The sequence below is a fragment of the Pseudomonas sp. CFBP 8770 genome, from assembly GCF_014841705.1.
GTDB lineage: Bacteria > Pseudomonadota > Gammaproteobacteria > Pseudomonadales > Pseudomonadaceae > Aquipseudomonas.
Window position 1 is genome coordinate 276,231 of record NZ_JACYUL010000004.1, and the last position, 25,553, is coordinate 301,783.

26 protein-coding genes are annotated in these 25,553 nt (G+C 60.9%); 6 read left to right on the forward strand and 20 right to left on the reverse strand.

Going from position 1 to position 25,553, the window contains the following annotated elements; all coding sequences use genetic code 11:
* Window positions 1–15: 15 nt before the first annotated feature.
* The 6 genes from IFT98_RS10960 to IFT98_RS10985 are packed head-to-tail and all read right to left on the reverse strand — an operon-like array spanning window position 16 to window position 5,697.
* The gene (locus tag IFT98_RS10960) at window positions 16–411 is read right to left on the reverse strand and encodes a type IV pilin protein (RefSeq protein WP_192048878.1); all 396 of its coding nucleotides are present in this window, start codon (window positions 409–411) and stop codon (window positions 16–18) included.
* An 8-nt stretch (window positions 412–419) separates the two neighbouring features.
* Window positions 420–3,515, reverse strand: a complete 3,096-nt coding sequence (locus IFT98_RS10965; RefSeq protein WP_192048617.1) for a pilus assembly protein — start codon at window positions 3,513–3,515, stop codon at window positions 420–422.
* Window positions 3,499–3,969 (reverse strand): pilus assembly PilX family protein, encoded by a 471-nt coding sequence (locus tag IFT98_RS10970; protein WP_244650930.1) that lies wholly within the window; start codon window positions 3,967–3,969, stop codon window positions 3,499–3,501. The genes IFT98_RS10965 and IFT98_RS10970 overlap by 17 nt, the downstream gene beginning before the upstream one ends.
* A gap of 56 nt (window positions 3,970–4,025) precedes the next feature.
* Window positions 4,026–4,754, reverse strand: a complete 729-nt coding sequence (locus IFT98_RS10975; protein ID WP_192048619.1) for a PilW family protein — start codon at window positions 4,752–4,754, stop codon at window positions 4,026–4,028.
* Window positions 4,751–5,230: a type IV pilus modification protein PilV gene (gene pilV / locus IFT98_RS10980; protein WP_192048620.1), complete on the reverse strand. Its 480-nt coding sequence runs from the start codon at window positions 5,228–5,230 to the stop codon at window positions 4,751–4,753. Before pilV ends, IFT98_RS10975 begins: the two co-directional genes overlap by 4 nt.
* A complete protein-coding gene (locus IFT98_RS10985) occupies window positions 5,227–5,697 on the reverse strand; it encodes a GspH/FimT family pseudopilin (RefSeq protein WP_192048622.1) in 471 nt (156 codons plus the stop codon). Before IFT98_RS10985 ends, pilV begins: the two co-directional genes overlap by 4 nt.
* Window positions 5,698–5,820: 123 nt before the next feature.
* Between IFT98_RS10985 and IFT98_RS10990 the strand changes: the two genes are divergently transcribed.
* Window positions 5,821–6,345, forward strand: coding sequence for a GspH/FimT family pseudopilin (locus IFT98_RS10990; protein WP_192048623.1), 525 nt, complete (start codon window positions 5,821–5,823; stop codon window positions 6,343–6,345).
* On the opposite strand, the gene ispH is transcribed toward IFT98_RS10990, so the two are convergent.
* The 6 genes from ispH to murJ all read right to left on the reverse strand — a co-directional run bounded on the left by ispH (window position 6,338) and on the right by murJ (window position 13,697).
* A complete protein-coding gene (gene ispH, locus IFT98_RS10995; protein WP_192048625.1) occupies window positions 6,338–7,285 on the reverse strand; it encodes a 4-hydroxy-3-methylbut-2-enyl diphosphate reductase in 948 nt (315 codons plus the stop codon). The genes IFT98_RS10990 and ispH overlap by 8 nt on opposite strands.
* Before the next feature lie 16 nt (window positions 7,286–7,301).
* Entirely contained in the window at window positions 7,302–7,739 is a 438-nt protein-coding gene (gene fkpB, locus IFT98_RS11000) for an FKBP-type peptidyl-prolyl cis-trans isomerase (protein ID WP_122475325.1), read from the reverse strand.
* Window positions 7,732–8,253, reverse strand: coding sequence for a signal peptidase II (gene lspA, locus IFT98_RS11005; RefSeq protein ID WP_122475327.1), 522 nt, complete (start codon window positions 8,251–8,253; stop codon window positions 7,732–7,734). Before lspA ends, fkpB begins: the two co-directional genes overlap by 8 nt.
* Window positions 8,246–11,077, reverse strand: coding sequence for an isoleucine--tRNA ligase (gene ileS / locus IFT98_RS11010; protein WP_192048627.1), 2,832 nt, complete (start codon window positions 11,075–11,077; stop codon window positions 8,246–8,248). Before ileS ends, lspA begins: the two co-directional genes overlap by 8 nt.
* A gap of 15 nt (window positions 11,078–11,092) precedes the next feature.
* Entirely contained in the window at window positions 11,093–12,028 is a 936-nt protein-coding gene (ribF, locus tag IFT98_RS11015) for a bifunctional riboflavin kinase/FAD synthetase (RefSeq protein WP_192048629.1), read from the reverse strand.
* 130 nt (window positions 12,029–12,158) lie between these two features.
* Complete coding sequence (gene murJ / locus IFT98_RS11020) at window positions 12,159–13,697, reverse strand: murein biosynthesis integral membrane protein MurJ (RefSeq protein ID WP_192048631.1); 1,539 nt, start codon at window positions 13,695–13,697, stop codon at window positions 12,159–12,161.
* Between the two features lie 253 nt (window positions 13,698–13,950).
* On the opposite strand from murJ, the gene rpsT reads away from it, so the two are divergent.
* Window positions 13,951–14,229 carry a 30S ribosomal protein S20 gene (rpsT, locus tag IFT98_RS11025; RefSeq protein ID WP_043192805.1) on the forward strand — a complete coding sequence of 93 codons (279 nt, stop codon included), beginning with the start codon at window positions 13,951–13,953 and terminating at the stop codon, window positions 14,227–14,229.
* Window positions 14,230–14,379: 150 nt separating this feature from the next.
* Here rpsT and IFT98_RS11030 read toward each other — a convergent pair whose 3' ends face one another.
* From IFT98_RS11030 to rplU, 5 genes are all read right to left on the reverse strand, one after another.
* Window positions 14,380–14,838: a CreA family protein gene (locus IFT98_RS11030; RefSeq protein ID WP_122475332.1), complete on the reverse strand. Its 459-nt coding sequence runs from the start codon at window positions 14,836–14,838 to the stop codon at window positions 14,380–14,382.
* 19 nt (window positions 14,839–14,857) lie between these two features.
* Window positions 14,858–15,976: a glutamate 5-kinase gene (gene proB, locus IFT98_RS11035; RefSeq protein WP_192048882.1), complete on the reverse strand. Its 1,119-nt coding sequence runs from the start codon at window positions 15,974–15,976 to the stop codon at window positions 14,858–14,860.
* A gap of 190 nt (window positions 15,977–16,166) precedes the next feature.
* Window positions 16,167–17,387, reverse strand: a complete 1,221-nt coding sequence (gene cgtA, locus IFT98_RS11040) for an Obg family GTPase CgtA (RefSeq protein WP_192048633.1) — start codon at window positions 17,385–17,387, stop codon at window positions 16,167–16,169.
* Between the two features lie 185 nt (window positions 17,388–17,572).
* Window positions 17,573–17,830, reverse strand: a complete 258-nt coding sequence (rpmA, locus tag IFT98_RS11045; protein WP_192048635.1) for a 50S ribosomal protein L27 — start codon at window positions 17,828–17,830, stop codon at window positions 17,573–17,575.
* A 34-nt stretch (window positions 17,831–17,864) separates the two neighbouring features.
* Window positions 17,865–18,179, reverse strand: a complete 315-nt coding sequence (gene rplU, locus IFT98_RS11050; protein WP_192048637.1) for a 50S ribosomal protein L21 — start codon at window positions 18,177–18,179, stop codon at window positions 17,865–17,867.
* 330 nt (window positions 18,180–18,509) lie between these two features.
* Here rplU and IFT98_RS11055 point away from each other — a divergent pair, with 330 nt between their 5' ends.
* The 3 genes from IFT98_RS11055 to IFT98_RS11065 all read left to right on the forward strand — a co-directional run bounded on the left by IFT98_RS11055 (window position 18,510) and on the right by IFT98_RS11065 (window position 20,435).
* Entirely contained in the window at window positions 18,510–19,478 is a 969-nt protein-coding gene (locus tag IFT98_RS11055) for a polyprenyl synthetase family protein (RefSeq protein WP_122715108.1), read from the forward strand.
* 230 nt (window positions 19,479–19,708) lie between these two features.
* Window positions 19,709–20,050: a zinc ribbon domain-containing protein YjdM gene (locus IFT98_RS11060; protein WP_122475337.1), complete on the forward strand. Its 342-nt coding sequence runs from the start codon at window positions 19,709–19,711 to the stop codon at window positions 20,048–20,050.
* A 142-nt stretch (window positions 20,051–20,192) separates the two neighbouring features.
* Window positions 20,193–20,435: a PA4570 family protein gene (locus IFT98_RS11065; protein WP_122475338.1), complete on the forward strand. Its 243-nt coding sequence runs from the start codon at window positions 20,193–20,195 to the stop codon at window positions 20,433–20,435.
* Between the two features lie 517 nt (window positions 20,436–20,952).
* On the opposite strand, the gene IFT98_RS11070 is transcribed toward IFT98_RS11065, so the two are convergent.
* From IFT98_RS11070 to IFT98_RS11080, 3 genes are all read right to left on the reverse strand, one after another.
* Window positions 20,953–21,570: an FKBP-type peptidyl-prolyl cis-trans isomerase gene (locus IFT98_RS11070; RefSeq protein WP_122475340.1), complete on the reverse strand. Its 618-nt coding sequence runs from the start codon at window positions 21,568–21,570 to the stop codon at window positions 20,953–20,955.
* A gap of 141 nt (window positions 21,571–21,711) precedes the next feature.
* Window positions 21,712–22,200, reverse strand: a complete 489-nt coding sequence (locus tag IFT98_RS11075; RefSeq protein ID WP_043192796.1) for a TIGR00645 family protein — start codon at window positions 22,198–22,200, stop codon at window positions 21,712–21,714.
* A 195-nt stretch (window positions 22,201–22,395) separates the two neighbouring features.
* Window positions 22,396–24,837: a Lon protease family protein gene (locus IFT98_RS11080; protein ID WP_192048639.1), complete on the reverse strand. Its 2,442-nt coding sequence runs from the start codon at window positions 24,835–24,837 to the stop codon at window positions 22,396–22,398.
* 227 nt (window positions 24,838–25,064) lie between these two features.
* Between IFT98_RS11080 and IFT98_RS11085 the strand changes: the two genes are divergently transcribed.
* On the forward strand, window positions 25,065–25,553 hold the full coding sequence (locus IFT98_RS11085) for a DUF3015 domain-containing protein (protein ID WP_043192793.1): 489 nt from the start codon (window positions 25,065–25,067) through the stop codon (window positions 25,551–25,553).

The window sequence follows — 25,553 nt, forward strand, 5'->3', positions numbered from 1 at the left end:
GATTCCAAAGAAGGCTCAGCGGCCCCAGCAGGTGGCAGAGGTGTTGCCGGCGGCCATACCGGTGTTGGTCCGCGCGCCGGTTTGATTGATGACGAAACTGCCGCACTTGTCACCGACCATCATGGTGCCCGCCCTTGGCGCCGCCGTCAGGCTGAACGTGGTGGCGTCCTTCACCGTCAGGATGTTGTACCAGGCATTACCCGCGACGTCGGGCACGTTGGCGTAACTGCCCGTTCGGGTGAATCCTCTTTCAAAATTCTGCGCACCTTCGGCTAGCACCTGCCCGATCTCGACCCGATGGGTACGCTTCACGTACTCGGTGTAGCTGGGGTAGGCGATGGCGGCAAGGATGCCGACGATGGCGACTACGATCATCAATTCTATCAAGGTAAAACCCTGCTGCTTTTCCATAGGCATGCTCACTGTCGTTGTCGCCACATGATCCGCCGATTCTGTACGGCGCCGGGCTCGATATAGGTGAAAAGGTTACCATTGGAATCCTGCACCGTGATGGTTTGACTGGGTGAGTCGGTGCTGTTGCTATCGCTGCCTACGAAGGCAGAGAAATTGGGTAATCCGCCGCTGATGGTATAACCACTGATCGAGGTCGTACTTCCAAACACTGCAAAGTTGGTGAGCATTTTACCAGTAGCGGCATCCACCTCCATGATTTTGCCCGAACCGGAGCTGGAGCAAGGATCCGTAGTATCCAGAATGGCGGTACTGAAATAGATACGACCCTCGATCAAACGCGCAGCGTAAATCACGCGCTCACCGGCATTGATGCCCTGATAGGTGAGCGGCATGTACCAGCCCATACGAGACGTGTAGTCGACGCTGTTCTGGCTGGTGTAAACAGTTTGACCCGTGATGTTGGTAATGGTCTGCTGCTGCAACTGCGATTGGGTGTAGTTCGTCGTGGAAGCATCACTGTCCAGGATGGCGTAAAAGGCTTGCGGGCTCTTGGTGGTTTTATCGGCCGACTCGTTGAGCTTTCCGGTACCGAAGAAAATCAACTTGCGGCCGTTGGTGTAGTTGCCTATGACGGGTTGGGCGGTGATCGGTTGTGTGGCTTCGCCAGCGGCTGTGAACAAGGGTGTGGTTGGATCGACACCTTTGGTTGATGTCGTGAAGTTAAACTTCCAGAGCCGTCCCTTGAGGTCGCCGCCATAGGCATACTGAACATAGCCTTGTGCGTCCAGCCGCAACTTGACCGACGACAAACCGTTATCGGTTTCTCCAGCCTTCACAACGGGTGTTGTGAGTTTGCTGATGAAGGCTCCTGTGTTCAAGTTCACGACATAGAGAGCCGCTCGCCCCGTAGCGCTGCCGTAACCATTACTGATGAAAGCCGCCCACGTACCGTCCTTCAATCGACCCACTTCCGGTTTGGCATAGGCATAGCCCAGGTCATTGAAAGTATTACTGGTGTCGGCGGTATCAGGCGCACGAATCTCCCACAGTGCCTTGATGCTGTTGCCTGCTGAGTCGTCGAACAACTGCAAGGCATAGAATACCTTGCCACCGGCTCCAACTCCGCCCAAGGCAATGGTTCTCCATGTCTTGCCCTGTGGCGCATCGGCCACCGTGATTTGCCCATCTGCCAGAAAGGTATGAGACGTGCCGTTGACATAATCGGTATCGGCCACGTAATGCAGGTTGGGTAGCACACTCGAAGGCATGTACGCATAGACTCGGCGACCGCTGGTGCTGATGACATTGACGAACCCATCGTTGGTATTAACCAACAAGTTGGGATTCATCGATTTGGCTTTATTGGTCAAATAGGTTGAATAGCTGTTGTCATCGACCGAGTCGGAAGCGGTATTCGCGGTGGGAGAAGCATAGACGAGCGGCGAGTTGATGATATCGCCCAACAGTACCGTGCGCGTTTTCAGTCCTGTTTTATTGGTACCCTTGCTCCATTCCACCAGATCCCCGCCCGTGATGGAGCGAGGCAGGTTGGCGTTCAGCGACGCTTTCTGTGCAGTAGAGAAGTTATCGTAGGCCAGCGTGACGGCGGCGTTACTGGTCGTATTCCAGGATTGATAGACCGATGTCGTACCGGGCTTGATCAAATCGTCGGTACTCCAGTTGTACTTGCTGGTGTTGACCGTGCCATTGGCGTTGTAGTTGAACGCCTTGATCGTGCCGCGCCAATCAGTTGGGTCGTAGAACGTCTCGTAATACTGCGCGCCTGTCGTCAACGTTGCCGAACTGGAAACCCCCGCCCCACCTGAGCCCGCGACCGAAGAAATGGCATTGAGCGCGGAGCCCAGTGCCGCCGTTAGTCCGGCAGCATCGGTGGCTTGGTAATACTGGCCTTTGCCGTAGTCGGCAGCGTCCGAAAGCATGTCGTTGTTGGCCGTAAAGCCCACGGTGTAGGTAAACATGTTCTGCTGGACGAAATCACTCGAGTCCCAACTTTTGCCAGCCAGGTCGGTACCGCCCGAGCGCATGTCGATGTCATAGGCGAATTTGGCGATATCGTCCAGGTAGAGGGTGTCGCCCTCACCGTCGCCGTTGATGTTGTTGCCGTCGTTCGCACTGATCCCATCCCAGTTGGGCAAGTTGCTACCGCCCAGGGGATCGTCTTTGGGAAAGGTACGATCATAGGTCGGCAGACCGTCGGTGATCACGACGCCGTAGTTTTTTTGACAGCGGTACTGAATGGGGCTGGTATAGGTTGAAGGCGATGAATTGTAGTATGGCGCCATGCCACGAAAGTAGCGCGTAACCTCATAGTAGGTTTCAGCCAGCGGCGTGTTTGCTACAGCACCCAAACCATTGATGGCATTGACCAAGGCGGTGTAGTTGGCTTTGGTCGTGTCCGAGGTGGCCGAGATGTCCGCGACGGCTCGAGCAATGTTGCCACCCGGCCCAGGGTTGCCGGTAGCAGGCGGATTGAACGTCGCGAGACCGATCCGAAGATTGCGATTGGCGCCTACCAAGTCGACCGCCGTCTTGCGAGCTACGTTGATTCGGTAGTCATTGGGAATGACAACACCATCGGTGTAGTCCCTGTTTGGATTACTGGCCGGAACTTGGTCGTATAGGTAGGAAACATAGTTGGCCGAGTAACGCGTGTTGCCCGAGCCGACAGGATCAGGCAGTTTCATGCAGACAAGACGGTTCGTAGTGAATTTGTAGAACATCCTGTAGCCGATCAGGCCCCTGTTTGTACAGGTGCCTTGGTTGAAACTGCTGTAGAAAACGTTCTCGCTGCTCATGTCCAGCGCGTTTACATATTGGCAGTCGTTGTTTGCATTACAGGTGTAAACAGCTGTCTGGGCGTCCAACTGATTGAACGCAGTCGATCTGATGAGACTGTTCATGCTCCCGGAGTTGTCCACCAGCAGCACCACGTTTGGGGTCACAGCGCCGGCGCTAAGCAAGGGTGAACTCGATGGCGTAAAACCATACGCAGGCATCGCCACATAGCTGCTCACCAATGCACCGAGCAGGCAGCTACGCCACCATGCCAGGCGCTGCATCGATTTATTGCTGCTTGGCATAGAGGGTCTCCAGCACTGTACGGGATGTGCCCTGCAATCCGACGCCCGTGATTCTGTAAAGCGTGAATGAGACGCCGTTTTCCGTCACGGGAATACTCGCAGCAAGAATGGCAGGGTCTTTGGTGATGCCCAGTTTTTGAACCCCGTACAGACCACCACTGGCTGCAGCGGTCCATACCACCCCGGAACTGGCATCATTGCCTGCTGCGGGGAGACCGGTATTGGCCAGGACAGGAGGCGCACACCGGGTCACATCGGCGCAGACCGCCAACGTATAACCCGACGCCGCAACCGCATTTTCACCCAGTCGTAACGCCGCTTCGGCCATTTGAAAGGACTCGTTGCGCAGCTTTACACTGCCAGCCATCTTTTCCTGCAGCGTTGCGTTTTGCATGGACGAGATACCGATCAATGTCAGCAGCAGAAGAAATACCAACGCGATGATCAGCGTCATGCCTCGCTGTGGACCAGGGCGTCGCCTCATCGAAATTGAACCCAACGCAGGCCTCCTCACAATAGACGGTTCCGAATGGAAGCCACGATGCTGAACGACTGCTCCTTCGCCAATGCAGTCGCATTGCCATCGGTGACCTTCAGAGCAATGCGCACGCTGCGAATGAGGGCGAAGTTGGTAGGCGTCGCCACATAGCTGGAAGCAAACTCGTCGGCGTCGTTGGAGGCCATGCCGAAGGTCACATCGAACTGGCTGACATTGTTGATCAAAGGAGAAACGCTATCAGCCTTTGGGCCGACATTGATCGAGTTACTGCTGTAGGAGTAAACCACCCTGCGGATGGGGAAAGTCAGTTGCCCTGCCGTCAATGCAGGCGTCTGTCCGCCGGTGTACGCGGTCGCGCTAAACCTACAATCCGAACGAATCTGCCAAGTGGGCAACGGGCCATTCTCGCCGACATCTGCGTACACTAGCGTCAGGACCACATTGCCATTCGAAGATCTGGTAACGGTAATAGGTGTCGCGAAGGCAGCGGCGAAATCCCCCTCCTTACTGCTGTCCTGCACCGTGGCCAGGCAACCAAACATCCCCACGGAACGGACTTCCTGAATCATCTTGCTCAGTATGAACCGCGCGTCCTCCTGAATAGCGGCTGCCGCGCTTTGCGAGCGGTAGGTGTTCTTCGCCGTCAGGAATATCTGCGTCACGCCCAGTGTGATGACCAGACCCAGGGTCATTGCCACCATCAGCTCGATCAGACCGATACCGGCCATGCTCCGTCTCATTTGATGTCCTTGTCCATTGCCACGCGGCTGACGAGCTTGTACTCCTGAACGGCGGCATCGGTGCCGGCTACGTTGGAAACATTGGACGCGCCCGCTGCACGAGCATCGGACCATCTGATGGTGATCGTCACCAACCGACCTTTGACGTCGATGCTGCTGGTTGCGGCATCTGCTCCCCCGAGCGCAGTGACGTTGGCGGCGAAGTCGACCAGATCCTGATTGCGAGTGGAACCACCGGCACTGGTCGGCGCGGCACTCAGGGCGGACAGCGCGTAGTTGGCATTGGGGTTGGCACGGATTCGATCCATCATGTCATAGGCGAGGAAACTGGCCTGGCTGCTCAAGGTGGAGCTATCAGTGAACTTCAAGGCATTGAGCTGGAGGGCCGCCGCGCCAAGCAGTCCGATGCCCAGCACCAATAGCGACACCAGCACCTCGATGAGGCTGGCACCCTTCTGTTTCGCAGGCCGAGTCATGGACAAGCCCCAGTCGGCACTATGCGACCGTTCGCACAGACGCCCAGAGTCCTGCTGAAGCTTCCGCGCGTGTAGACAAACTCAAACTTGCTGGCCGGCACCACCAGTGCGCCCAGACTGCTGTATTCGATAAAAGCCAGGTCGTTGGGAAGTACCACGGCAGAGGTGGCCATGGGGGCGATCACCCTGAGCGTATCGACCACGGCGCCATTGGCAACCGACTGGATATTCAGCTGGCTGGTCCAGGTGTTCGCTGTCTGTGGTCTGACCCGCACATTCATGCCCCTATTGATCGCCTCGAGCCGCGCATAGTTAAGTGCCCGATACAAATCCGTCGACTCAGTGTCGGCTTTGGTGTTGTTCATCAAGGCAACGAACGAGGGAATACCCACGGTTACCAGGATGGCCAACACCGCGATCGTCACCATCAGCTCGACCAGCGTAAACCCCTTGTAACCATGCCGCATTGGACGCCTCCCCCAGGAGCACTGACTATAAACCAGCGCTCGCGCAGTTCGCTGGGCGCACAGGATATACGGTTGTTCTAGAGGGATCAGCGCCTGTTGCACAGAAACCCAGGGAGGGTTGGCATGAACAGCAAGGGAGTGACATTGGTAGAGCTGGTGGCGGTGCTGGCAGTGGCGGGGATATTGGCAGCGATCGCGGTGCCCGCCTTCCGCGCGATGCTGCAGGAGCAGCGGCGTCAGATGATCGTCAGCGAGCTGGTCGCGACCCTGAAAATGGCCCGAACCGAAGCGGTTGTGAGGCATACCCCTATGGTCGTCCGCGCGTCGGACAAGGGGTGGGGCTGGGGATGGAAGGTAATGCCAGACAGGCGCGGGCTGCCTTCCAGCTCGAGCACTGTGCTGCGCGAGCGCGTATTGGACGGCGCGATCAGGATCGAAGGAAACCTATGGATACGCAAGGAGGTGCGTTTCAACACGTTCGGCGCCGTTGCCGGAGTAAGCGGCGCCGGCAACCCCGGAACGCTCTACGTGTGCGACCGCACCGACAAGGCGCGTACGCGCCTTATCCTCAGCTGGGCCGGAAGGCTCAGGCTAGACAAAAGCTACGTACGCAATCGCGACGATCAGTGCCGCAAGTCACTCAAGTAATCGTCTTCACCCGCAATTCCTTGGGCATCGAGAACGTGATGTTCTCCGGCCGGCCGATCAACTCGTCGGCGCCGGTCGCACCCCAGGCGTGCAGTTGCTCGATGACACCGCGTACCAGCACCTCGGGCGCCGAGGCACCAGCGGTAATGCCGATACGCTGCACGCCGTCGAACCACCCTTGTTGCATGTCCTGCGCGCCGTCGATCAGGTACGCCGGGGTGGCCATGCGCTCGGCCAGCTCGCGCAGCCGGTTGGAGTTGGAGCTGTTCGGGCTGCCCACTACCAGCACCACGTCGCACTCGTCGGCCAGGATCTTGACCGCGTCCTGGCGGTTTTGCGTGGCGTAGCAGATGTCGTCCTTGCGCGGCCCGCCAATGGCCGGGAAGCGCGCGCGCAACGCGTCGATGACCCGGCTGGTGTCGTCCATCGACAAGGTCGTCTGGGTCACGAAGGCAAGGTTTTCAGGGTTGACCACGTTCAGGTTGGCAACGTCTTTCTCGTCTTCGACGAGGTAGATGGCGCCGCCGTTGCTGACATCGTACTGGCCCATGGTGCCTTCCACTTCCGGATGCCCGGCGTGGCCGATGAGAATGCACTCACGGCCATCGCGGCTGTAGCGGGCCACCTCGATGTGCACCTTGGTGACCAGCGGGCAGGTCGCGTCGAACACCTTCAGGCCGCGTCCGGCCGCTTCCTGGCGCACGGCCTGGGAAACGCCGTGGGCACTGAAGATGACGATGACGTCGTCAGGCACCTGGTCGAGCTCGTCGACGAAGATGGCGCCGCGATTGCGCAGGTCTTCGACCACGAACTTGTTGTGCACCACTTCGTGGCGGACATAGATCGGTGCGCCGAAGACTTCCAGGGCGCGGTTGACGATCTCGATCGCTCGGTCCACACCCGCGCAAAAGCCACGGGGATTGGCGAGTTTGATTTGCATGCTTGCCTCGGTGCCCTTAAAGGGCCGTGACCGAAAGAATTTCCACTTCGAAGGTCAGGGTCTTGCCTGCCAACGGGTGGTTGAAGTCTACCGTCACTTCATTGTCGTCGAATGCTTTCACCACGCCCGGAAGCTCGGTGTTGGCCGCGTCGTTGAAGATCACCAGCAACCCTTCGGACAGCTCCATGTTCGCGAACTGCGAGGCTGGCATGACTTGCACGTTCTGCGGATTGGGCTGGCCGAAAGCGTTTTCCGGCAGCACCTTGACGGTACGTCGGTCGCCGGCCTTGAAGCCGAACAAGGCGGCTTCGAAACCCGGCAACAGGTTGCCATCGCCGACCTTGAAGGTCGCTGGCGACTTGTCGAACGTGCTGTCGACGGTGTCGCCGTTTTCCAGGTGCAGGGCGAAGTGCAAGGTCACTTCAGTGTTTTCCCTGATGCGCTGCTCAGTCATTCACCGCTTCTCCGGTTTTCTTGCTCTTGAACATATCCAACGCCAGCATGATCGCACCGACGGTGATGGCGCTGTCGGCCAGGTTGAACGCCGGGAACCGCCAGCGATCCTGCCAATGCACCAGAATGAAGTCGACCACATGGCCGAGCACGACACGGTCGAACAGATTGCCGACCGCGCCGCCCAGCACCAGGGCCAGCGCTATCGCCAGCCAGGTGTCGCTGCGCCCCAGGCGCTTGAGCCAGACCACCAGCACCACACTGACCACCACGGCGATCAGGGTGAACAGCCAGCGCTGCCAGCCGCCACTGTCGGCCAGGAAGCTGAAGGCGGCGCCGGTGTTGTAGGCCAGGGTCCAGCTGAGCAGGTCGGGAATGACCACGATCTGCTCGTACATCTGCAGGGTGCCGTCGAAATAGAACTTGGTGGCCTGGTCCAGCACCATCACCAACACGCTGAGCCACAGCCACTTCAAATGGCCGTAGCGACCGAAGGACGCCGACGAATCAGGCATAGTGGCGCACCTCGCCATCACCGCTGATGTTGTCGACGCAGCGACCGCAGATTTCCGGATGCTCGGGGTCCACGCCCACGTCGTCACGGAAGTGCCAGCAACGCGCGCACTTCACGCCACTCGACTTGACCACCTTGAGCTTCAGGCCGGCGACCTCGGTGACCACCGCATCGGCCGGAGCCTGGGTGAACGGTGCCAAGGTGGCACCCGAGGTGATCAGCACGAAGCGCAGCTCGTTGCCCAGCTTGGCCAGGTCGGTGTTCAGCGCATCTTCGCTGTACAGGGTCACTTCGGCCTGCAGGTTGCCGCCGATGGCCTTGGCTGCGCGCAGGTTTTCCATTTCCTTGTTGACTGCGGTCTTCACCGCCATCACGCGTTCCCAGTAGGCGCGATCCAGCTCGAAGCCCTCGGGCAACTCGCTCAGGCCCTGGTACCAGGTGTTGAGCATCACCGATTCGTTGCGCTCGCCCGGCAGGTACTGCCACAGCTCGTCGGCGGTGAACGCCAGGATCGGCGCGATCCAACGCACCAGCGCCTCGCTGATGTGGTACAGCGCGGTCTGGCAGGAACGCCGGGCAACGCTGTTGGCGCCGGTGGTGTACTGGCGATCCTTGATGATGTCCAGATAGAAGCCGCCCAGCTCCTGCACGCAGAAGTTGTGCACCTTGGAGTAGACGTTCCAGAAGCGGTATTCGCCGTAGTGCTCTTCCAGCTCGCGTTGCAGCAGCAACGCACGGTCGACGGCCCAGCGGTCCAGGGCGATCATCTGATCGGCCGGCAGCAGGTCGGTGGCCGGGTTGAAGCCGCTGAGGTTGGAGAGCAGGAAGCGCGCCGTGTTGCGGATGCGACGGTAGGCGTCGGCACTGCGCTGCAGGATGGTGTCCGACACGGCCATTTCGCCCGAATAGTCGGTAGCCGAGACCCACAGCCGCATGATGTCGGCACCCAGGGTGTCGTTGACCTTCTGCGGGGCGATGACGTTGCCCAGCGACTTGGACATCTTGCGGCCGTTCTCGTCCACGGTGAAACCGTGGGTCAGCAGCTCGCGATACGGCGCATGGTTGTCGATGGCGCAGCCGGTCAGCAGCGAAGAGTGGAACCACCCGCGGTGCTGGTCCGAACCTTCCAGGTACAGGTCGGCACGCGGGCCGCTTTCGTGGCCCATCGGGTGCGAGCCGCGCAACACGTGCCAATGGGTGGTGCCCGAGTCGAACCAGACGTCCAGCGTGTCGCTGATCTTGTCGTAGTTGGCGGCGTCATCGCCCAGCAGTTCGGCGGCGTCGATCTTGAACCAGGCTTCGATGCCTTCGACTTCGACGCGCTTGGCTACTTCTTCCATCAGCTCGACGGTGCGTGGGTGCAGTTCACCGGTGGCCTTGTCGAGGAAGAACGGAATCGGCACGCCCCAGTTGCGCTGGCGCGAGATGCACCAGTCGGGACGGTTGGCGATCATCGAGTGCAGGCGCGCCTGGCCCCAGGCCGGGACGAACTTGGTTTCTTCGATGGCCTTCACCGCGCGCTCGCGCAGGGTGTCGCCTTCGACCGGTGGCTTGTCCATGCCCACGAACCACTGCGCGGTGGCGCGGTAGATCAGCGGGGTCTTGTGCCGCCAGCAGTGCATGTAGCTGTGACTGACCACTTCGGTGTGCATCAACGCACCGACTTCGGTCAGCTTGTCGACGATGTTCGAGTTGGCCTTGAAGATGAACTGGCCGCCGAAGAACGGCAGCGATTCGACATAGACGCCATTGCTCTGCACCGGGCCGATGATGTCGTCATTGGTCAGGCCGTACTGCTTGCAGATATTGAAGTCGTCCACGCCATAGGCAGGCGAGCAGTGAACCACACCGGTGCCCGCGCCCAATTCGACGTAGTCGGCCAGGTACACCGGCGACAGGCGGTCATAGAACGGATGTCGGAAATTGATCAGCTCGAGCTTGGCGCCCACGGTAGTGGCGAGCACCGTGCCTTGCAGGCTGTAGCGCGCCAGGCAGCTCTCGACCAGTTCTTCGGCGAACACCAGCAGGCGATCGCCGACATCGACCAGGGCGTAGGTGAATTCGGGATGGACGTTGAGCGCCTGGTTGGCCGGGATGGTCCAAGGGGTGGTGGTCCAGATCACGATGCTGGCAGGCTTCTCCAGGCCTGGCAGGCCGAAGGCGTCGGCCAGCGCTTGCTGGTCGGCGATCGGGAAAGCGACGTCGATGGTCGGCGACTTCTTGTCGGCGTACTCGACTTCGGCCTCGGCCAGGGCCGAGCCGCAATCGAAGCACCAGTTCACCGGCTTGAGGCCCTTGAACACGAAGCCGTTGCGGACCATTTCGGCCAAGGCACGGATCTCGCCGGCCTCGTTGGGGAAGCTCATGGTCTTGTACGGGTTGGCCCAATCGCCCAGCACACCCAGGCGGATGAACTCGGCCTTCTGCCCTTCGATCTGCTCGCTGGCATAGGCGCGACACAGTTCGCGGGTCTTGTCGCCGCCCAGGTTCTTGCCGTGGGTGACTTCGACCTTGTGCTCGATCGGCAGGCCATGGCAGTCCCAGCCCGGCACGTACGGCGCATCGAAGCCGGCCAGGGTCTTGGAACGGGTGATCATGTCCTTGAGGATCTTGTTGACCGCATGACCGATGTGGATATTGCCGTTGGCATAGGGCGGGCCGTCGTGCAGGACGAACTTGGGACGGTCCTTGCCAATCTCGCGAAGCTTCTGGTACAGGCCAATGCTGTCCCAGCGCTGCAGAGTTTGCGGCTCGCGCTGGGGCAGGCCGGCCTTCATTGGGAAGGCGGTGTCCGGAAGGTTTAGCGTGGCTTTGTAGTCGGTCATTTCAGGCTCTTCAATTTAAGCGGTTGGCTTGGCCCAGTGGGCACGCGCGGCGGCGACATCCGCATCGATCGCCGACTTCAGCGCCTCAAGCGAGGCGAAACGCTGCTCATCACGCAGCTTGTGGTGGAACGCCACCGTTAAATGCCGGCCATAGAGGTCACCGGCAAAGTCCAGCAAATGCACTTCCAGGTGGGCACTGCCATCACCTGCAACGGTTGGCCGCACGCCTATGTTGGCGACTCCTGGCCAGGTCTTGCCGTCGATGTCGACACTGACCAGGTATACCCCGGTGAGCGGCGCGCGACGGCGCTTGAGTTGCACATTGGCAGTGGGCCAGCCCAGTTGGCGGGCCAGCTTCTGCCCATGCAGGACCCTTCCTTCGATGCAGAAGGGCCGACCGAGCAACTGCCCGGCACGTTCGAAATCGGCCGCAGCCAGAGCCTTGCGGACCTGGGTGCTGCTGACGCGGACACGGTCCATTTCGACGGTCTGCGCCGACTCGACGGTAAAGCCCTGAAGGCTGCCGGCCTGGGTCAGGAAGTCGAAGTCCCCTGCCCGGTCGCAGCCGAAGCGGAAGTCATCGCCGACCTCCAGATGTTTCACGCCCAGGCCGTCGATCAGGATGGTGTCGACGAACTCCGAGGCACTGAGCTGGCTCAGGCGCTTGTTGAAGGCCAGGCACAGCACCAGATCGACCTGTTCCTCAGCCAGCAGCTGCACTTTGTCGCGCAGCCGGGCCAGACGTGCCGGCGCGGTCTGCGGGCTGAAGTATTCGCGCGGCTGGGGCTCGAAGATGACCACACAACTGGGCACGCCCAACTCGCGGGCACGCTCGCGCAGCCGGGCCAGAATAGCCTGGTGGCCACGATGGACACCGTCGAAATTGCCAATGGTGGCGGCGCAGCCCCGATGCTGGGGCCGCAGATTGTGAAGGCCTCGAACCAGCTGCATAACGCGCTTCTTGCTCATAAAGTGGTCGATTATAACCATACCGACGCGCCGACGACAGGCAACAGCGTGCATGGATGTTCGCTAACGCATAAAACCGCTCGCGGCCAAGGGCAGCCCGTGCGCTCGAGGATCACGCCAGCCCGCGGCGAGCGAAGTCCTTGAGGCGGAAGCCCATGGCCAACAACATTCCGAAATACACTAGCACGCCTGTCAACACCAACAGCCCCAGGCGCAGGAAACGCTCGAGCATCTGCCCGTCGGCCCATGCCGGCATGTACTGCAGCAGCACCAGCAAGGCAGCGGCCATGGCCAGCACGGCCACGCCCAGTTTGCACAGAAAAGCGGTCCAGCCCGGCTGCGGCTGGAACAGGTCCTGCTGACGCAGCTTCCAATACAGCAACCCGGCGTTCAGGCAGGCGCCCAGGCTGATGGCAAGCGCCAGGCCCGCGTGCTGCAGATGGCTGATGAACATCAGGTTGAAGACCTGTGTTGCCACCAGGGTAAAGATGGCGATCTTCACCGGCGTACGAATGTTCTGCTGGGCGTAGAACCCGGGCGCCAGCACCTTGATCAGGATGATGCCCAGCAGGCCGATGGAATAGGCGATCAGCGCGCGCTGGGTCATGGCCGCATCCAGCGCGGTGAACTTGCCATACTGGAACAACGCCACCGTCAAAGGCTCGGCGAGCAGCGCCAGGGCCACCGCGCACGGCAGGACCAGCACGAAACACAGGCGCAGCCCCCAGTCGAGGATGCGCGAGTATTCATGGCGGTCCCTGTTGGCGTAGGTCTTGGCCAGGGTCGGCAGGAGGATCGTGCCCAAGGCTACGCCCAATACCCCCGACGGCAGCTCCATCAGGCGGTCGGCGTAGTACATCCAGGACACCGAGCCGGCCACCAGGAACGAGGCGAACACGGTATTGATGATCAGCGAAATCTGGCTCACCGATACGCCGAGGATTGCCGGCAGCATCTGCTTCATCACACGCAGCGCGCCGGTATCACGCAGGCTCAGCCGTGGCAGAACCAGCAGGCCGAGCTTTTTCAGATGCGGCAATTGATAGAGTAATTGCGCCAACCCACCCGCCAGCACGGCCCAGCCGAGCGCCATCACCGGCGGATCGAAATAGGGCGTGAGGAACAGGGCAAAGAGGATCATCGACACGTTCAGCAGCGTGGGCGTGAAGGCCGGCACCGAAAAGCGATTGTAGGTGTTGAGGATGGCACCGACGAAGGACGACAGCGATATCAGCAATATATAAGGAAAGGTCACCCGCAACAGATCGCTGGTGAGCGCAAATTTTTCCGGGGTATCGGCAAAGCCTGGGGCGGTTGCCCAGATCACCCAGGGCGCAGCGAGGATCCCGGCCACCGTGACCAGCGCCAGTGCCAGGGTCAGCAGGCCGGCGACGTAGGCAATGAAGGTGCGCGTGGCCTCCTCGCCCTGCTGGCTCTTGTACTCGGCGAGAATGGGCACGAACGCCTGTGAGAAGGCGCCCTCGGCGAAGATCCGGCGCAGCAGGTTGGGCAGCTTGAACGCGATGAAAAAGGCATCGGTGGCCATGCCCGCGCCGAAGATGCGCGCAATGATGGTGTCGCGGACGAAGCCCAGCACCCGCGAAATCATGGTGATGGAGCTGACCGCGGCCAGGGATTTAAGTAGGTTCATCGAAAGTTTTTCATGCCCATGGACGAAGAGCAGGCCCATATCCGGCCCAGGTGTGCGATACTCCGCGCCGCATCAGCAGGCAGAGCCAGAACTTCGCGAGTGTACAGGTCGCGGGCCAGAAGTGAATCACTTCGACACCCGTCCAACCACTTAGCGGATCGTCTCACGTACCCTTGACAACCAACTCGTTGATGGGCATGATTCGCGGCCTTATTTGTTTGCTATTTCAAAAAGTCTTTCGAGGAGCTCGACGGTGGCCAACTCACCTTCCGCCAAAAAACGTGCAAAACAGGCTGAGAAGCGTCGCAGCCACAACGCCAGCCTGCGTTCCATGGTTCGCACCTACATCAAGAATGTAGTCAAAGCCATCGACGCAAAAGACGCAGAAAAAGCACAAGCTGCTTACGTTCTGGCCGTGCCAGTTATCGACCGTATGGCCGATAAAGGCATCATCCACAAGAACAAAGCTGCTCGTCACAAGGGCCGTCTGAATGGCCACATCAAAGCACTGAACCAGGCTGCTGCTGCCTGATCAGCTGTACGATGTAGAAAAAGCCGACCTCAGGGTCGGCTTTTTTGTGCCTGTGTGAATGTGCCGGTATCGCAGCGCCCTTTTCGCGGCCGATGACCGTTCCCACAGAGGCTGTGCATTCTTCCGTAGGGGCGGCCTGTGGCCGCGCGGTTATTCGGTCCAGGGGCGGATGGGGATGGCGGTCACGGCGTTCTGCGGGCTGCCCTCGATCATGCGGTCGCTGTAGACCAGATACACCAGGGCGTTGCGCTTCTTGTCGTGGAAACGGACCACTTGCATGGTCTTGAACACCAGCGAGGTGCGCTCCTTGAACACCTCCTCGCCTTCCTTCAAATTGCCCGGCAGCTGGATCGGCCCGACCTGGCGGCAGGCGATGGACGCCTCCGCGCGGTCTTCGGCCAGGCCCAGACCACCCTTCACTCCGCCCGTCTTGGCGCGCGACAGATAACAGGTAACTCCAGGCACCTTGGGATCATCGAACGCCTCGACGACGATGCGATCGTTGGGGCCGACAACCTTGAACACCGTGGACACCTGGCCGATTTCCTCGGCACTGGCCAGCATCGGCAGGCACAACATGGCAGCCGCGAGGGCCTTGAGCACTTTCATCGAAACGTTCCTGTAGGGATCAAACGAGGATCAGATTGTCTCGGTGCACCAGCTCGGGCTCGGCCATATAGCCCAGCAAGCGCTCGATAACGTCCGACGACTGACCAATGATTTTCTGGGCTTCCAGCGCACTGTAGTTGGCCAGGCCGCGTGCGATCTCGCGGCCATCGGGCGCCACGCACACCACCATTTCACCCCGCCGAAAACTGCCCTGGACCACTTTCACGCCTACCGGCAGCAGACTCTTGTGGCCACCGGTCAAGGCCTGCACGGCTCCTTCGTCGAGTACCAGGGTGCCTCGGGTCTGCAGATGCCCGGCCAGCCACTGCTTGCGTGCAGCGAGCATTTCACGCTCGGGCGACAGCAGGGTCCCCAGGCGCTCGCCAGCCTTGAGCCGATCTAGAACGCGCTCGATACGGCCACCGACAATCACCGTATGCGCCCCGGAGCGCGCCGCCAAGCGTGCAGCGCGCAGCTTGGTCTGCATGCCGCCACGCCCCAGCGCGCCGCCGGTGCCGCCGGCAACGGCATCCAGCGATGGGTCGTCGGCGCGCGCCTCGAAGATCAATTTTGCATCGGGGTTGGTGCGCGGATCGGCATCGAACATGCCATCGCGATCGGTGAGGATGACCAGCAGGTCCGCCTCGACCAGATTGGCCACCAGCGCCGCCAGGGTGTCGTTGTCGCCGAAGCGGATTTCGTCGGTGACCACGGTATCGTTTTCATTGATGACCGGTACCACGCCCAGCTCGACCAGGGTCCGCAATGTGCTGCGCGCATTGAGGTAGCGCTTGCGATCGGAGAGGTCATCGTGGGTCAGCAGGATCTGCGCGGTATGCCGGCCATGCTCGGCAAAGCTCGACTCCCAGGCCTGCACCAGCCCCATCTGGCCGATGGCGGCGGCGGCCTGCAGCTCGTGCATGCCACTGGGACGCTTGACCCATCCAAGACGACTCATGCCGGCCGCTACGGCCCCCGAAGAGACCAGCACCAACTCGACCCCGGCATTGTGCAAAGCAACCATCTGCTCGACCCAGACACTCATCGCCGCGCGATCCAGACCCTTGCCGTCCGCGGTCAGCAGCGCACTGCCGATCTTCACGACCCAGCGTTGCGCACCCGTCACCTTGCTCCGCATCATCTGCCAACCTTTGCCCGGTAGAAAAACAAAAACGCCGCTCATGGTGAGCGGCGCTTAGTTTAACACTGGAGATCACTGTGGGAGCGGTCATCGGCCGCGAAGAAGACGCCGTAGAGTGTCAGGCACACTGCAGCGCGCCCTTCGCGGCCGCGGACCGCTCCCACAGGAGCGTCCGCGCCGATACAGACTAATCGCGGACGTAGATGATTTCCGGACCGTCTTCGGCGTCTTCTTCTTCCCAGTCGTCGTTATCGCCGATGTCGTGGACGCTTTTCACGCCGCTGCGGCGCAGCGCACGCTGATCGTCCAGCGCCTGCAACTGGGCGCGAGCCTCGTCTTCGATGCGCTGATCGAGCTCGGCCAGTTCATCGGCATAGGCCGGGTCATGGGCCAGGCGATCGGCGCGGTCTTCGAGGTAGCGCATGATGTCGCGGCTCAGGCGCTCGGTACCTTCCTTGGCGATGGCCGAGATCACGTAGACCGGACCTTCCCACTCCAGGCGGTCGACGATTTCCTTGACCCGCTCTTCGTGCTCTTCTTCCAGAATCTGGTCGCACTTGTTGAGCACCAGCCAGCGCTCGCGCTCGGCCAGCGACGGGCTGAACTTGACCAGCTCGTTGACGATCACTTCAGCCGCATCGGCAGCACTGGTTTCATCCAGCGGCGCCATGTCGACCAGGTGCAGCAGCACGCGCGTACGCGCCAGGTGCTTGAGGAAGCGAATGCCCAGGCCGGCGCCGTGGGAAGCACCTTCGATCAGACCGGGAATGTCGGCAACTACGAAGCTCTTCCAGCGATCGACGCTGACCACACCCAGGTTCGGCACCAACGTGGTGAACGGGTAGTCCGCCACTTTGGGCTTGGCCGCGGAGACCGAGCGGATGAAGGTGCTCTTGCCGGCATTGGGCAGGCCCAGCAAGCCAACATCGGCCAGCACTTTCATTTCCAGCTTGAGGTCACGCTGCTCACCCGGCTTGCCCGGACTGGTCTGGCGCGGTGCGCGGTTGGTACTGGACTTGAAGCGGGTGTTGCCCAGACCGTGCCAGCCGCCGTGGGCCACGAGCAGGCGCTGACCGGCCTTGACCAGGTCACCGATCACTTCCTGGGTGGAAGCGTCGATCACCGTGGTACCTACCGGTACGCGCAGCTCCATGTCCTCACCCTTCTTGCCGGTGCAATCGGTGCTGCCACCGTTGGCGCCGCGCTCGGCATCGAAGTGGCGCGTATAGCGATAGTCGACCAAAGTGTTGAGGTTTTCGTCGGCGATCATGTAGATCGAGCCGCCATCACCACCGTCGCCGCCGTTGGGGCCGCCATTCTCAATGAATTTTTCGCGGCGAAAGCTCATGCAGCCGTTGCCACCGTCACCCGCTTTCACGCGGATGGATACTTCATCTACAAACTTCATGAAAAATACGCCTCTCGCCGCAGGGACGAGCTAATGAAACTGAAACGTAAGGCTCTTGCGAAAATGAGCGCGGCAAACCCGTCAATGACTCTCGTACCGACAGCCCATGCAAACCTTTGCAAGAGACTCACTCCAAAAACGAAAAAGCCCCGTCGCAAGACAGGGCTTCTCCAGCGACGTCGCGATTAAGCTGCGACAACGCTCACGTAACGACGACCGAAGGCGCCCTTTACTTCGAACTTGATCACGCCTGCGACTTTCGCGAACAGGGTGTGATCCTTGCCCATGCCAACGCCGTAGCCAGCGTGGAACTGGGTGCCGCGCTGACGCACGATGATTTTGCCTGGGATGATAGCCTGGCCGCCATACATCTTCACGCCAAGGCGTTTGGCTTCTGAGTCGCGACCGTTACGGGTACTACCACCAGCTTTTTTGTGTGCCATGAGTCAATTCTCCTAGTGAGGAATTAGGCTGAAATTAAGCCTGAATACCGGTGATTTTGATCTCGGTGTACCACTGGCGGTGGCCCATGCGCTTCATGTGGTGCTTACGACGACGGAACTTGATGATGCGGACCTTATCGTGACGACCTTGGGAAATCACTTCAGCCACAACGGTAGCGCCGGCAACCACTGGAGCGCCGATGTTCACGTCGTCGCCATTGGCGACCAACAGAACGCGATCAAAGGTAACGAATTCGCCGGTGGCGATTTCCAGTTTCTCGATCTTCAGGTATTCACCTGGGGCGACCTTGTATTGCTTGCCACCGGTAACGATTACTGCGTACGACATGGTATTTCTCCGATAATCCTGCTCACCCAGCTCTTTATAAGTAGAGTGTCGGCTGGCATGGCTGCATGGGTTGGAACGCCCCAAATGCAATTGCGTAAGGCAGGTGCTGCCCAGGAAGTTCAGGGTGCGCGATTGTACGCAAGCGGCGAACCTCTGACAAGAGGCCGCCAGTCGCCTCATTGGCTTGGCGGACCTGGCAGAACGCCTTTCACGGGCCATACCGGGCCGTGCCGGCCCTGCACACGGGCGCACGGGGCCATGGACGCGCCTTGACACACCCCGACCCGCGTCCTAGCATGCCGCGCAACCCTTCTGGAGCGACTCTCGCTGATGCAACCCCAAGCTTTCTACCGCGCGGTGGCGGACGATTTCAGCGCCGTCGACGGGATCATCAAGCAGCAGCTGACCTCGCGCGTGCCGTTGGTATCGACGATCAGCGACTACATCACCTCCTCTGGGGGCAAGCGCCTGCGGCCGCTGCTGGTGCTCCTGGCCGGCAAAGCATTGGGCCATCAAAGCGACGACCTGCGTCTGCTGGCAGCCACCATCGAGCTGTTGCACACCTCGACCCTGCTGCATGACGACGTGGTCGACATGTCCGGCATGCGCCGTGGTCGGTCCACCGCCAATGCCAAGTGGGGCAACGCGCCAAGCGTGCTGGTGGGCGATTTCCTCTATTCGCGCTCGTTCGAAATGATGGTCGAGCTGGGCTCGATGTCGGTCATGAAGATCCTGTCGCACGCCACGCGCATCATTGCCGAAGGCGAAGTGCTGCAGCTGTCCAAGGTACGGGACGCCAGCACCACCGAAGAAATCTACATGGAAGTGATCCGCGGCAAGACCGCGATGCTCTTCGAAGCCTCGGCACACAGCGCCGCGGCGCTCACCGGTGCCAGCCCCGAACAGTGTGAAGCGCTGCGCACGTTCGGTGATCACCTGGGCGTCGCTTTCCAGCTGGTCGACGATCTGCTCGATTATCGCGGCGACGCCGAAACCCTCGGCAAGAACGTGGGGGACGATCTGGCCGAGGGCAAGCCCACCTTGCCGCTGATCTACACCATGCGTGAAGGCACCGCCGAGCAGGCAGCGCTGGTCCGCCAGGCGATCCAGAAAGGCGGGATCGAGGATCTGGAACGTATCCGTGTTGCGGTCGAGGATTGCGGCGCGCTGGATTACACCGCACAGCTGGCACGCGATTATGTGGCCAAGGCCATTGCTCAGCTGGAAGCACTGCCTGCCAGCCAATACCGGGATGCCCTGGTCGAGCTGAGTGAGTTTGCGGTGGCGCGTACGCACTGATTCGGTGGTGGGCCATTCGCGGGCAGAGCCCGCTCCCACACGTGTCTGATTCCACGACGGGTTGGCGGTGGGCTCTTGCGGGCAGCGCCGGCTCCCACAAAAGCCCTGCTCCCCGACAACAACCATACTGCCAATGAAGGCGCAGCTTGCATGGCAGCTGGCGCTGATGGGCTCTTGCGGCAAAAACCCTATATACTGCGCGCCTTTATTCCCTACCCCCGAGGAATCTCGTGAGCACGCTGCCGCCCTGCCCCAAATGCAACAGCGAATACACCTACGAAGACGGCACTCAGCTGATCTGTCCCGAATGCAGCCATGAGTGGTCGGCCACGAGCGACGAGAGTGCCGATGGCGATGCTTTGACGATCAAGGACTCGGTGGGCAATGCCTTGGCCGACGGCGACACCGTTACTGTGATCAAGGACCTCAAGGTCAAAGGCTCTTCGCTGGTGGTCAAGGTCGGCACCAAGGTCAAGAATATCCGCCTGTGCGATGGCGACCATGACATCGACTGCAAGATCGACGGCATCGGTGCCATGAAGCTCAAGTCCGAGTTCGTGCGCAAGGTCTGAGGCATTGCCCGACCAGCGGTCCGGGCCGTCGCGAGGCGCCCGGCCTGACTTCCACAGGTGCAATGCCTGCGCAAGGCAAATAGTCGCTTGCTATTATATGAGTAAGAATTATTCTCATTGAATGCCCTCAAGGAGAATTTCCATGACCTATCTTATCGACGCCTGGCTGGACCGCCCACATCCCTACCTGCGCATCCTGCATCGCGAGACAGGCGAAGTCTGTGCAGTGCTTGGCGAGGATGCTCTGGATGAGCTGCGCGACCAGGGCGACCTCGACCTGCATGGCTTGAGTTCGAGTGAACCTGGAGTGCTCAAGGAGGTGGTGCGCAATCTCTTCCTGTTCTGCTACGCAAGGGCACTGCGGCCCATGGGGGAGTTGCACTGATACACCGCGCTGAAGCCGGACGCGGCTTGCACCGCTGCTACAGGATTGCGGCGTCTGTACCAGCCGCGCAAGCACTGTCGGCGGAGGATGTGGGGCACCTGTACCAGCGGCGCAAGCCGCTTCGCGGTAGATGCGATGCACCTGTAGCAGCCGCACAAGCCGCGTCGCGGTAGATGCAATGCACCTGTAGCAGCGGCGCAAGCCGCGTCAGCGGTAGATGCCGGGCACCTGTAGCAACGGCGCAAGCCGCGTCAGCGGTAGATGCCGGGCACCTGTAGCAGCGGCGCAAGCCGCGTCGGCGGTAGATGCGGGACACCTGTACCAGCGCAGCAAGCCGCGTCGGCGGTAGATGCGGGGCACCTGTACCAGCGCCGCAAGCCGCGTCGGCGGTAGATGCCGGCCACCTGTAGCAGCGGCGCGAGCCGCGTCGGCGGTGGGTGCGGTGTATCTGGACGCACGCGGTGAGGCCGGACGCGGTTTGCGCCGCTGCTACAGGGATCGCGTTTCCACTGGCGGGTTACAGGACTTCGAGCAGTTCCACGTCGAATACCAGCACGCTGTGCGGCGGAATGCTGCCGACGCCTTGGGCGCCGTAGGCCAGTTCGCTCGGTACGTGGACACGCCACTTGCTGCCGGCAGGCATCAATTGCAGGGCTTCGGTCCAGCCAGCGATCACGCCGTTGACCGGGAATTCGGCCGGCTCGCCACGGTTGTAGGAGCTGTCGAACACGGTGCCATCGGTCAGGGTGCCGTGGTAGTGAACGCGCACGGTGCTGTCACCGGCCGGCTTGCTGCCTTCGCCTGTGCTCAGCACTTCGTACTGCAGACCGCTGGCGGTGGTGGTGATTTCGGCACGCTTGGCATTTTCAGCCAGGTACGCCTTGCCTTCGCCGGCCGCAGCTTCGGCTTTGGCCTGCTGCTCGGCCTGCATGATGTCGCGGATCACCTTGAAGCTGGCGTTCAGCTCTTCTTCGCTCACACGGCTTTCATGGCCACGGAAGGCATCGGTCAGGCCGACCAGGATGGCTTCCAGGCTGACGCCAGGTGGTGGGTTGTCGCGCAGTTGGCCGCCCAGTTGACGGCCAATGCCATAGCTGACGCGGGTTTCGTCGGTCGACAATTGTACTTCGGACATAACACTGCTCCGCTGCGGGGCCGCGCCGCAATCTTCATGCGGGGATGAAGGGCGCGCCCGGATAAAAGGGCCAGCAGACTAGCACACTGCAGGCCCGCACTTCAGCAGGCCGGGCCGTGTGCGCCCACGCTACAGGTGCAATCAGTGCTTGGTCAGCTTGTCCAGGTAGCCCATGGCGAACGCCGAAATGACGAAGGTCATGTGGATGATCACGTACCACATGAGGTACTGCGGCTCGATGTTCTTGGCATCCATGAACACACGCAGCAAATGGATGGACGAAATGGCCACGATCGACGCGGCGACTTTCATCTTCAGGGAAGAGGAGTCCATCTTGCCCAGCCAACTGAGCTTCTCGACGCCTTCTTCGATGTCCAGCTGAGACACGAAGTTTTCATAGCCGGAAATCATCACCATCACCAGAAGGCCGCCAACCAGCGCCATGTCGATGAGCGAAAGCAGCACCAGAATCACTTCCGATTCGGCCATGGCGAAGATGTTGGGCAGGACGTGGAAGATTTCCTGGAAGAATTTCAGCGCCAGCGCCAGCAGACCCAAGGACAGGCCAACGTAGATCGGCGCCAGCAACCAGCGCGAGGCGTACATGGTTTTTTCGATGAAGCGTTCCATTGAGGCTCACAGGGTGGTGGAAATTGGCGACGATTATAGCCACGGCCATGGCAAAGCACGACGTGCGACGGTGTGTCGCAGCCGCATGCCGCTCGCAGAGGTCAGTTTCCTATAATTGATGGCGCCCCCCTGGCCGGGTGACACCTGCACGACGCTGCAGAGGGGCCGACCCGCGCTGGGTGGCCCCGCGAGCACCTACACCGTTGGCCGGACCTCGACCAGTTCTTCCAGCGCGTGCTCTTTCTCGGCTTCCTTGAGGTCATCCTCGCTGATCATTTCAGCGATCACCCGCAGTCGCTCCACGACGCGGGCATTGATGCTGCCCTCGGGAAACGCGCCATTCTCGTCGGGCTCGCCGGCTGGCTCACCGGCCAGCAGGCTCAACGCCTCGTCCGCCTGGCGCACGGCATAGACATGGAACTTGCCCTCACGGACCGCCTGCAGGACCTTTTCGTCGAGCATCAAGGTGGCCACGTTGGCCTGCGGAATGATCGCACCCTGCTCGCCAGTCAGGCCGCGGGCCTCGCACAAGCGGAAGAAACCCTCGATCTTTTCATTGACTCCGCCTACCGCCTGGACTTCGCCGAACTGGTTGATGGAACCGGTGATCGCGAAGCACTGCTTGAGCGGCATTTTCGAGAGCGCCGAGATCAAGGTGCAGGCCTCGCCCAGCGACGCACTGTCGCCATCCACGTATCCGTAGGATTGCTCCAGGGCGATGCTGGCGGAAATGGCCAGGGGAAATTCCTGTGCGTAGCGACTGCCCAGGTAACCGGTGAGAATCATCACCCCCTTGGAGTGAATCGGCTGGCCCAGGTTGACCTCGCGTTCGATGTCGACGATGCCGCTGCCGCCCGGATACACCGTGGCCGAGATGCGCGCTGGCACGCCGAACGCCGAGTCGCCCACTTCCAGCACCGTCAGGCCGTTGCACTTGCCGACCGCGGCGCCGCTGGTGTCGATCAGGATGATGCCCGCCAGCATGTCATCGAGGATGCGCGCCGAAACCCGGCCGGTGCGCGTGGCCTTGGCCTTGAGCGCACGCTCGATGTGGCCGGCGTCGGTACGTTCTTCGTTGGCCAGGTGGCGGATGAAGTCCGCCTCGCTGACCAGCTGGAACAAATCGCCGATGCGTGCCGACAGCCGCCCCTGGTTTTCCGCCAGACGCGCACTGTAGGTGGCCAGGCGCGCGACGGCGTCACCGGTCAGCGGCGCCATGCCCTCCTCCGAGGTACGCGTCTTCAGCAGTTGGGCGAACTGCTCCAGGCTCTCGTCGACCATGGGGATGTCTTCGTCGAAGTCCACCAGTACGCGGAACATCTCCTGGAAGTCGGGATCGTGATCCTGCAGCGCGTAGTACAACTGGCGAGCACCGATGATGATGACCTTGACCTGCAGGGGAATCATCTGCGGCGTCAGCGTGACGGTGGCCAACCGGCCGAACTCGCCCAGTGGCGATTCCATCTTCAGCTTGCGCGACTGCAAGGCGCGCTTGAGCGCGTCCCAGACGAAGGGCTCGCTCAGCATCTTTTCGGCTTCCAGGATCAGGAAGCCACCGTTGGCCCGATGCAGCGCACCGGGGCGCAACTGTTTGTAGGTGGTGTAGAGCGCGCCCTGATCGGTGCTGTACTCGATGCGACCGAACAGGTTGTCGTAGGTCGGGTGTGGTTCGAACACCACCGGCGCGCCACCGCTCTGGTGATGACCGACCACCAGGCTGGGGCTGTACTGCTCTTCCAGCAGCTTGCGGGCCTGGGCATCGGCCTTGCTGTCATCGACCAGCTGTTCGACCACGGTCTTGAGCAGATTGACCTGAATGGCCTGCAGGTAGCCGCACACCGCAGCATTCTCGGCATATTTTTCCGACAGCGGCGCGAGCAATGGCTGCAGGGCCAGGGTGATGGTTTCTTCGTTGAGGTGACGCAACTGGTTGCTCGACTCGCGTTTCCACTGCGGCAGGCTGGCCAGCTCCTCGTTGAGACGCTCTTCCAGATTGGAGATGTCGGTATGGAAGCGCTCGCGGTCAGCCTCGGGCAACTGGGCGAACTCGGCTTCATCCAGGGCCTTGCCGTCGAGCATCGGGGTGAAGGCGATGTTGCTGCTGTCGCGGTACAACGCGATGTCTTTTTCCAGCGAAAGCTTTTCGATCACATCCAGTGCGCGGTCGTAGCGCTGATTGAAGGCGCGGTCGATGGCGCTCTTGCGCTGCTGGTAGGACGGATGCTCGAACACCGCTGGAAACGTCGCCAGCAGATTGTCGATAAGCATTCCGATGTCGCCGATGAAGGCCCCTGCACTGCCGGGCGGCAGTTCGAGGGCACGGGGTTCGCGCGGCTCATCGAAGTTGTTCACGTAGACCCAGTCGGCCGGGGTCTGCAGGCGCTTGCCCTCGGCCTTCAGGTAGCGTTTGACGAACGAGAAGCGGCCGGTGCCAGGCTCGCCCATGACGAATACGTTGTAACCGGGGCGTGGCATGGCGACGCCGAACTGCAAGGCCTCGACGGCGCGTTCCTGGCCCAGGACGCCGCGGAAGGGTTCCAGGTCGTTGGTGGTGGTGAAGTTGAACTGTTCAGCGGAAAACGGGCGGGTCAGTGCCTCGGGTGCAAGACGCAGGCTGGCAGCTACGGAATCGGGCATCGGGCATCCTTACTTCGGTGGGGCAGATGCGGTCATTCTGGGCGCTTCTGTGGCGACGGTGCAAGCTGCAGCGGGGCTGGACGCTGAAGGCTGCAAGTTACTCATTTCGTGCGGAACTGCAACGCTTGCCTAAACTCCAAGTTACGCGGCTGGCCAAATAACCGGCCCGTCCTGGATCCCCAGGCACTTAGACCCTTGGTAAGCACATCAAAAAAGAGAACAACGCTATGAAACGGATTCTGCTGGGTACTCTGTTCGCCGCCGTCTCGATCAACGCCATGGCGCAAGCGCCCGGCGGTCCGGATTGCGGTTGGGGCAACATGTTGTTCGAAGGCCAGCGCGGCACTCCGGCGCACTTCCTGGCTTCCACCACCAACGGCACTTCGGGCAACGCCACCTTCGGCATGACCTCGGGCACCAACGGCTGCTCCACCAACGCTGCACTGACCTATGGCGGTAAATCCTGGATTGCCATGAATGGCATGATGGACGAGCTGTCCGAAGACATGGCCAAGGGCCAAGGCGAAGCACTGACCACCTACGCCGTGGTTCTGGGCGTCGCTCCCGAAGACCGTGCCTACTTCCAGTCGGTTACCCACGAGCACTTCCAGCAGATCTTCAGCAGCGCCGACAGCACCGCTGAAGACGTGCACAGCAACACCATCGCGGTCCTGAAAAACGATCCACGTCTGGCCAAATACGCCACCCAGGCTTAA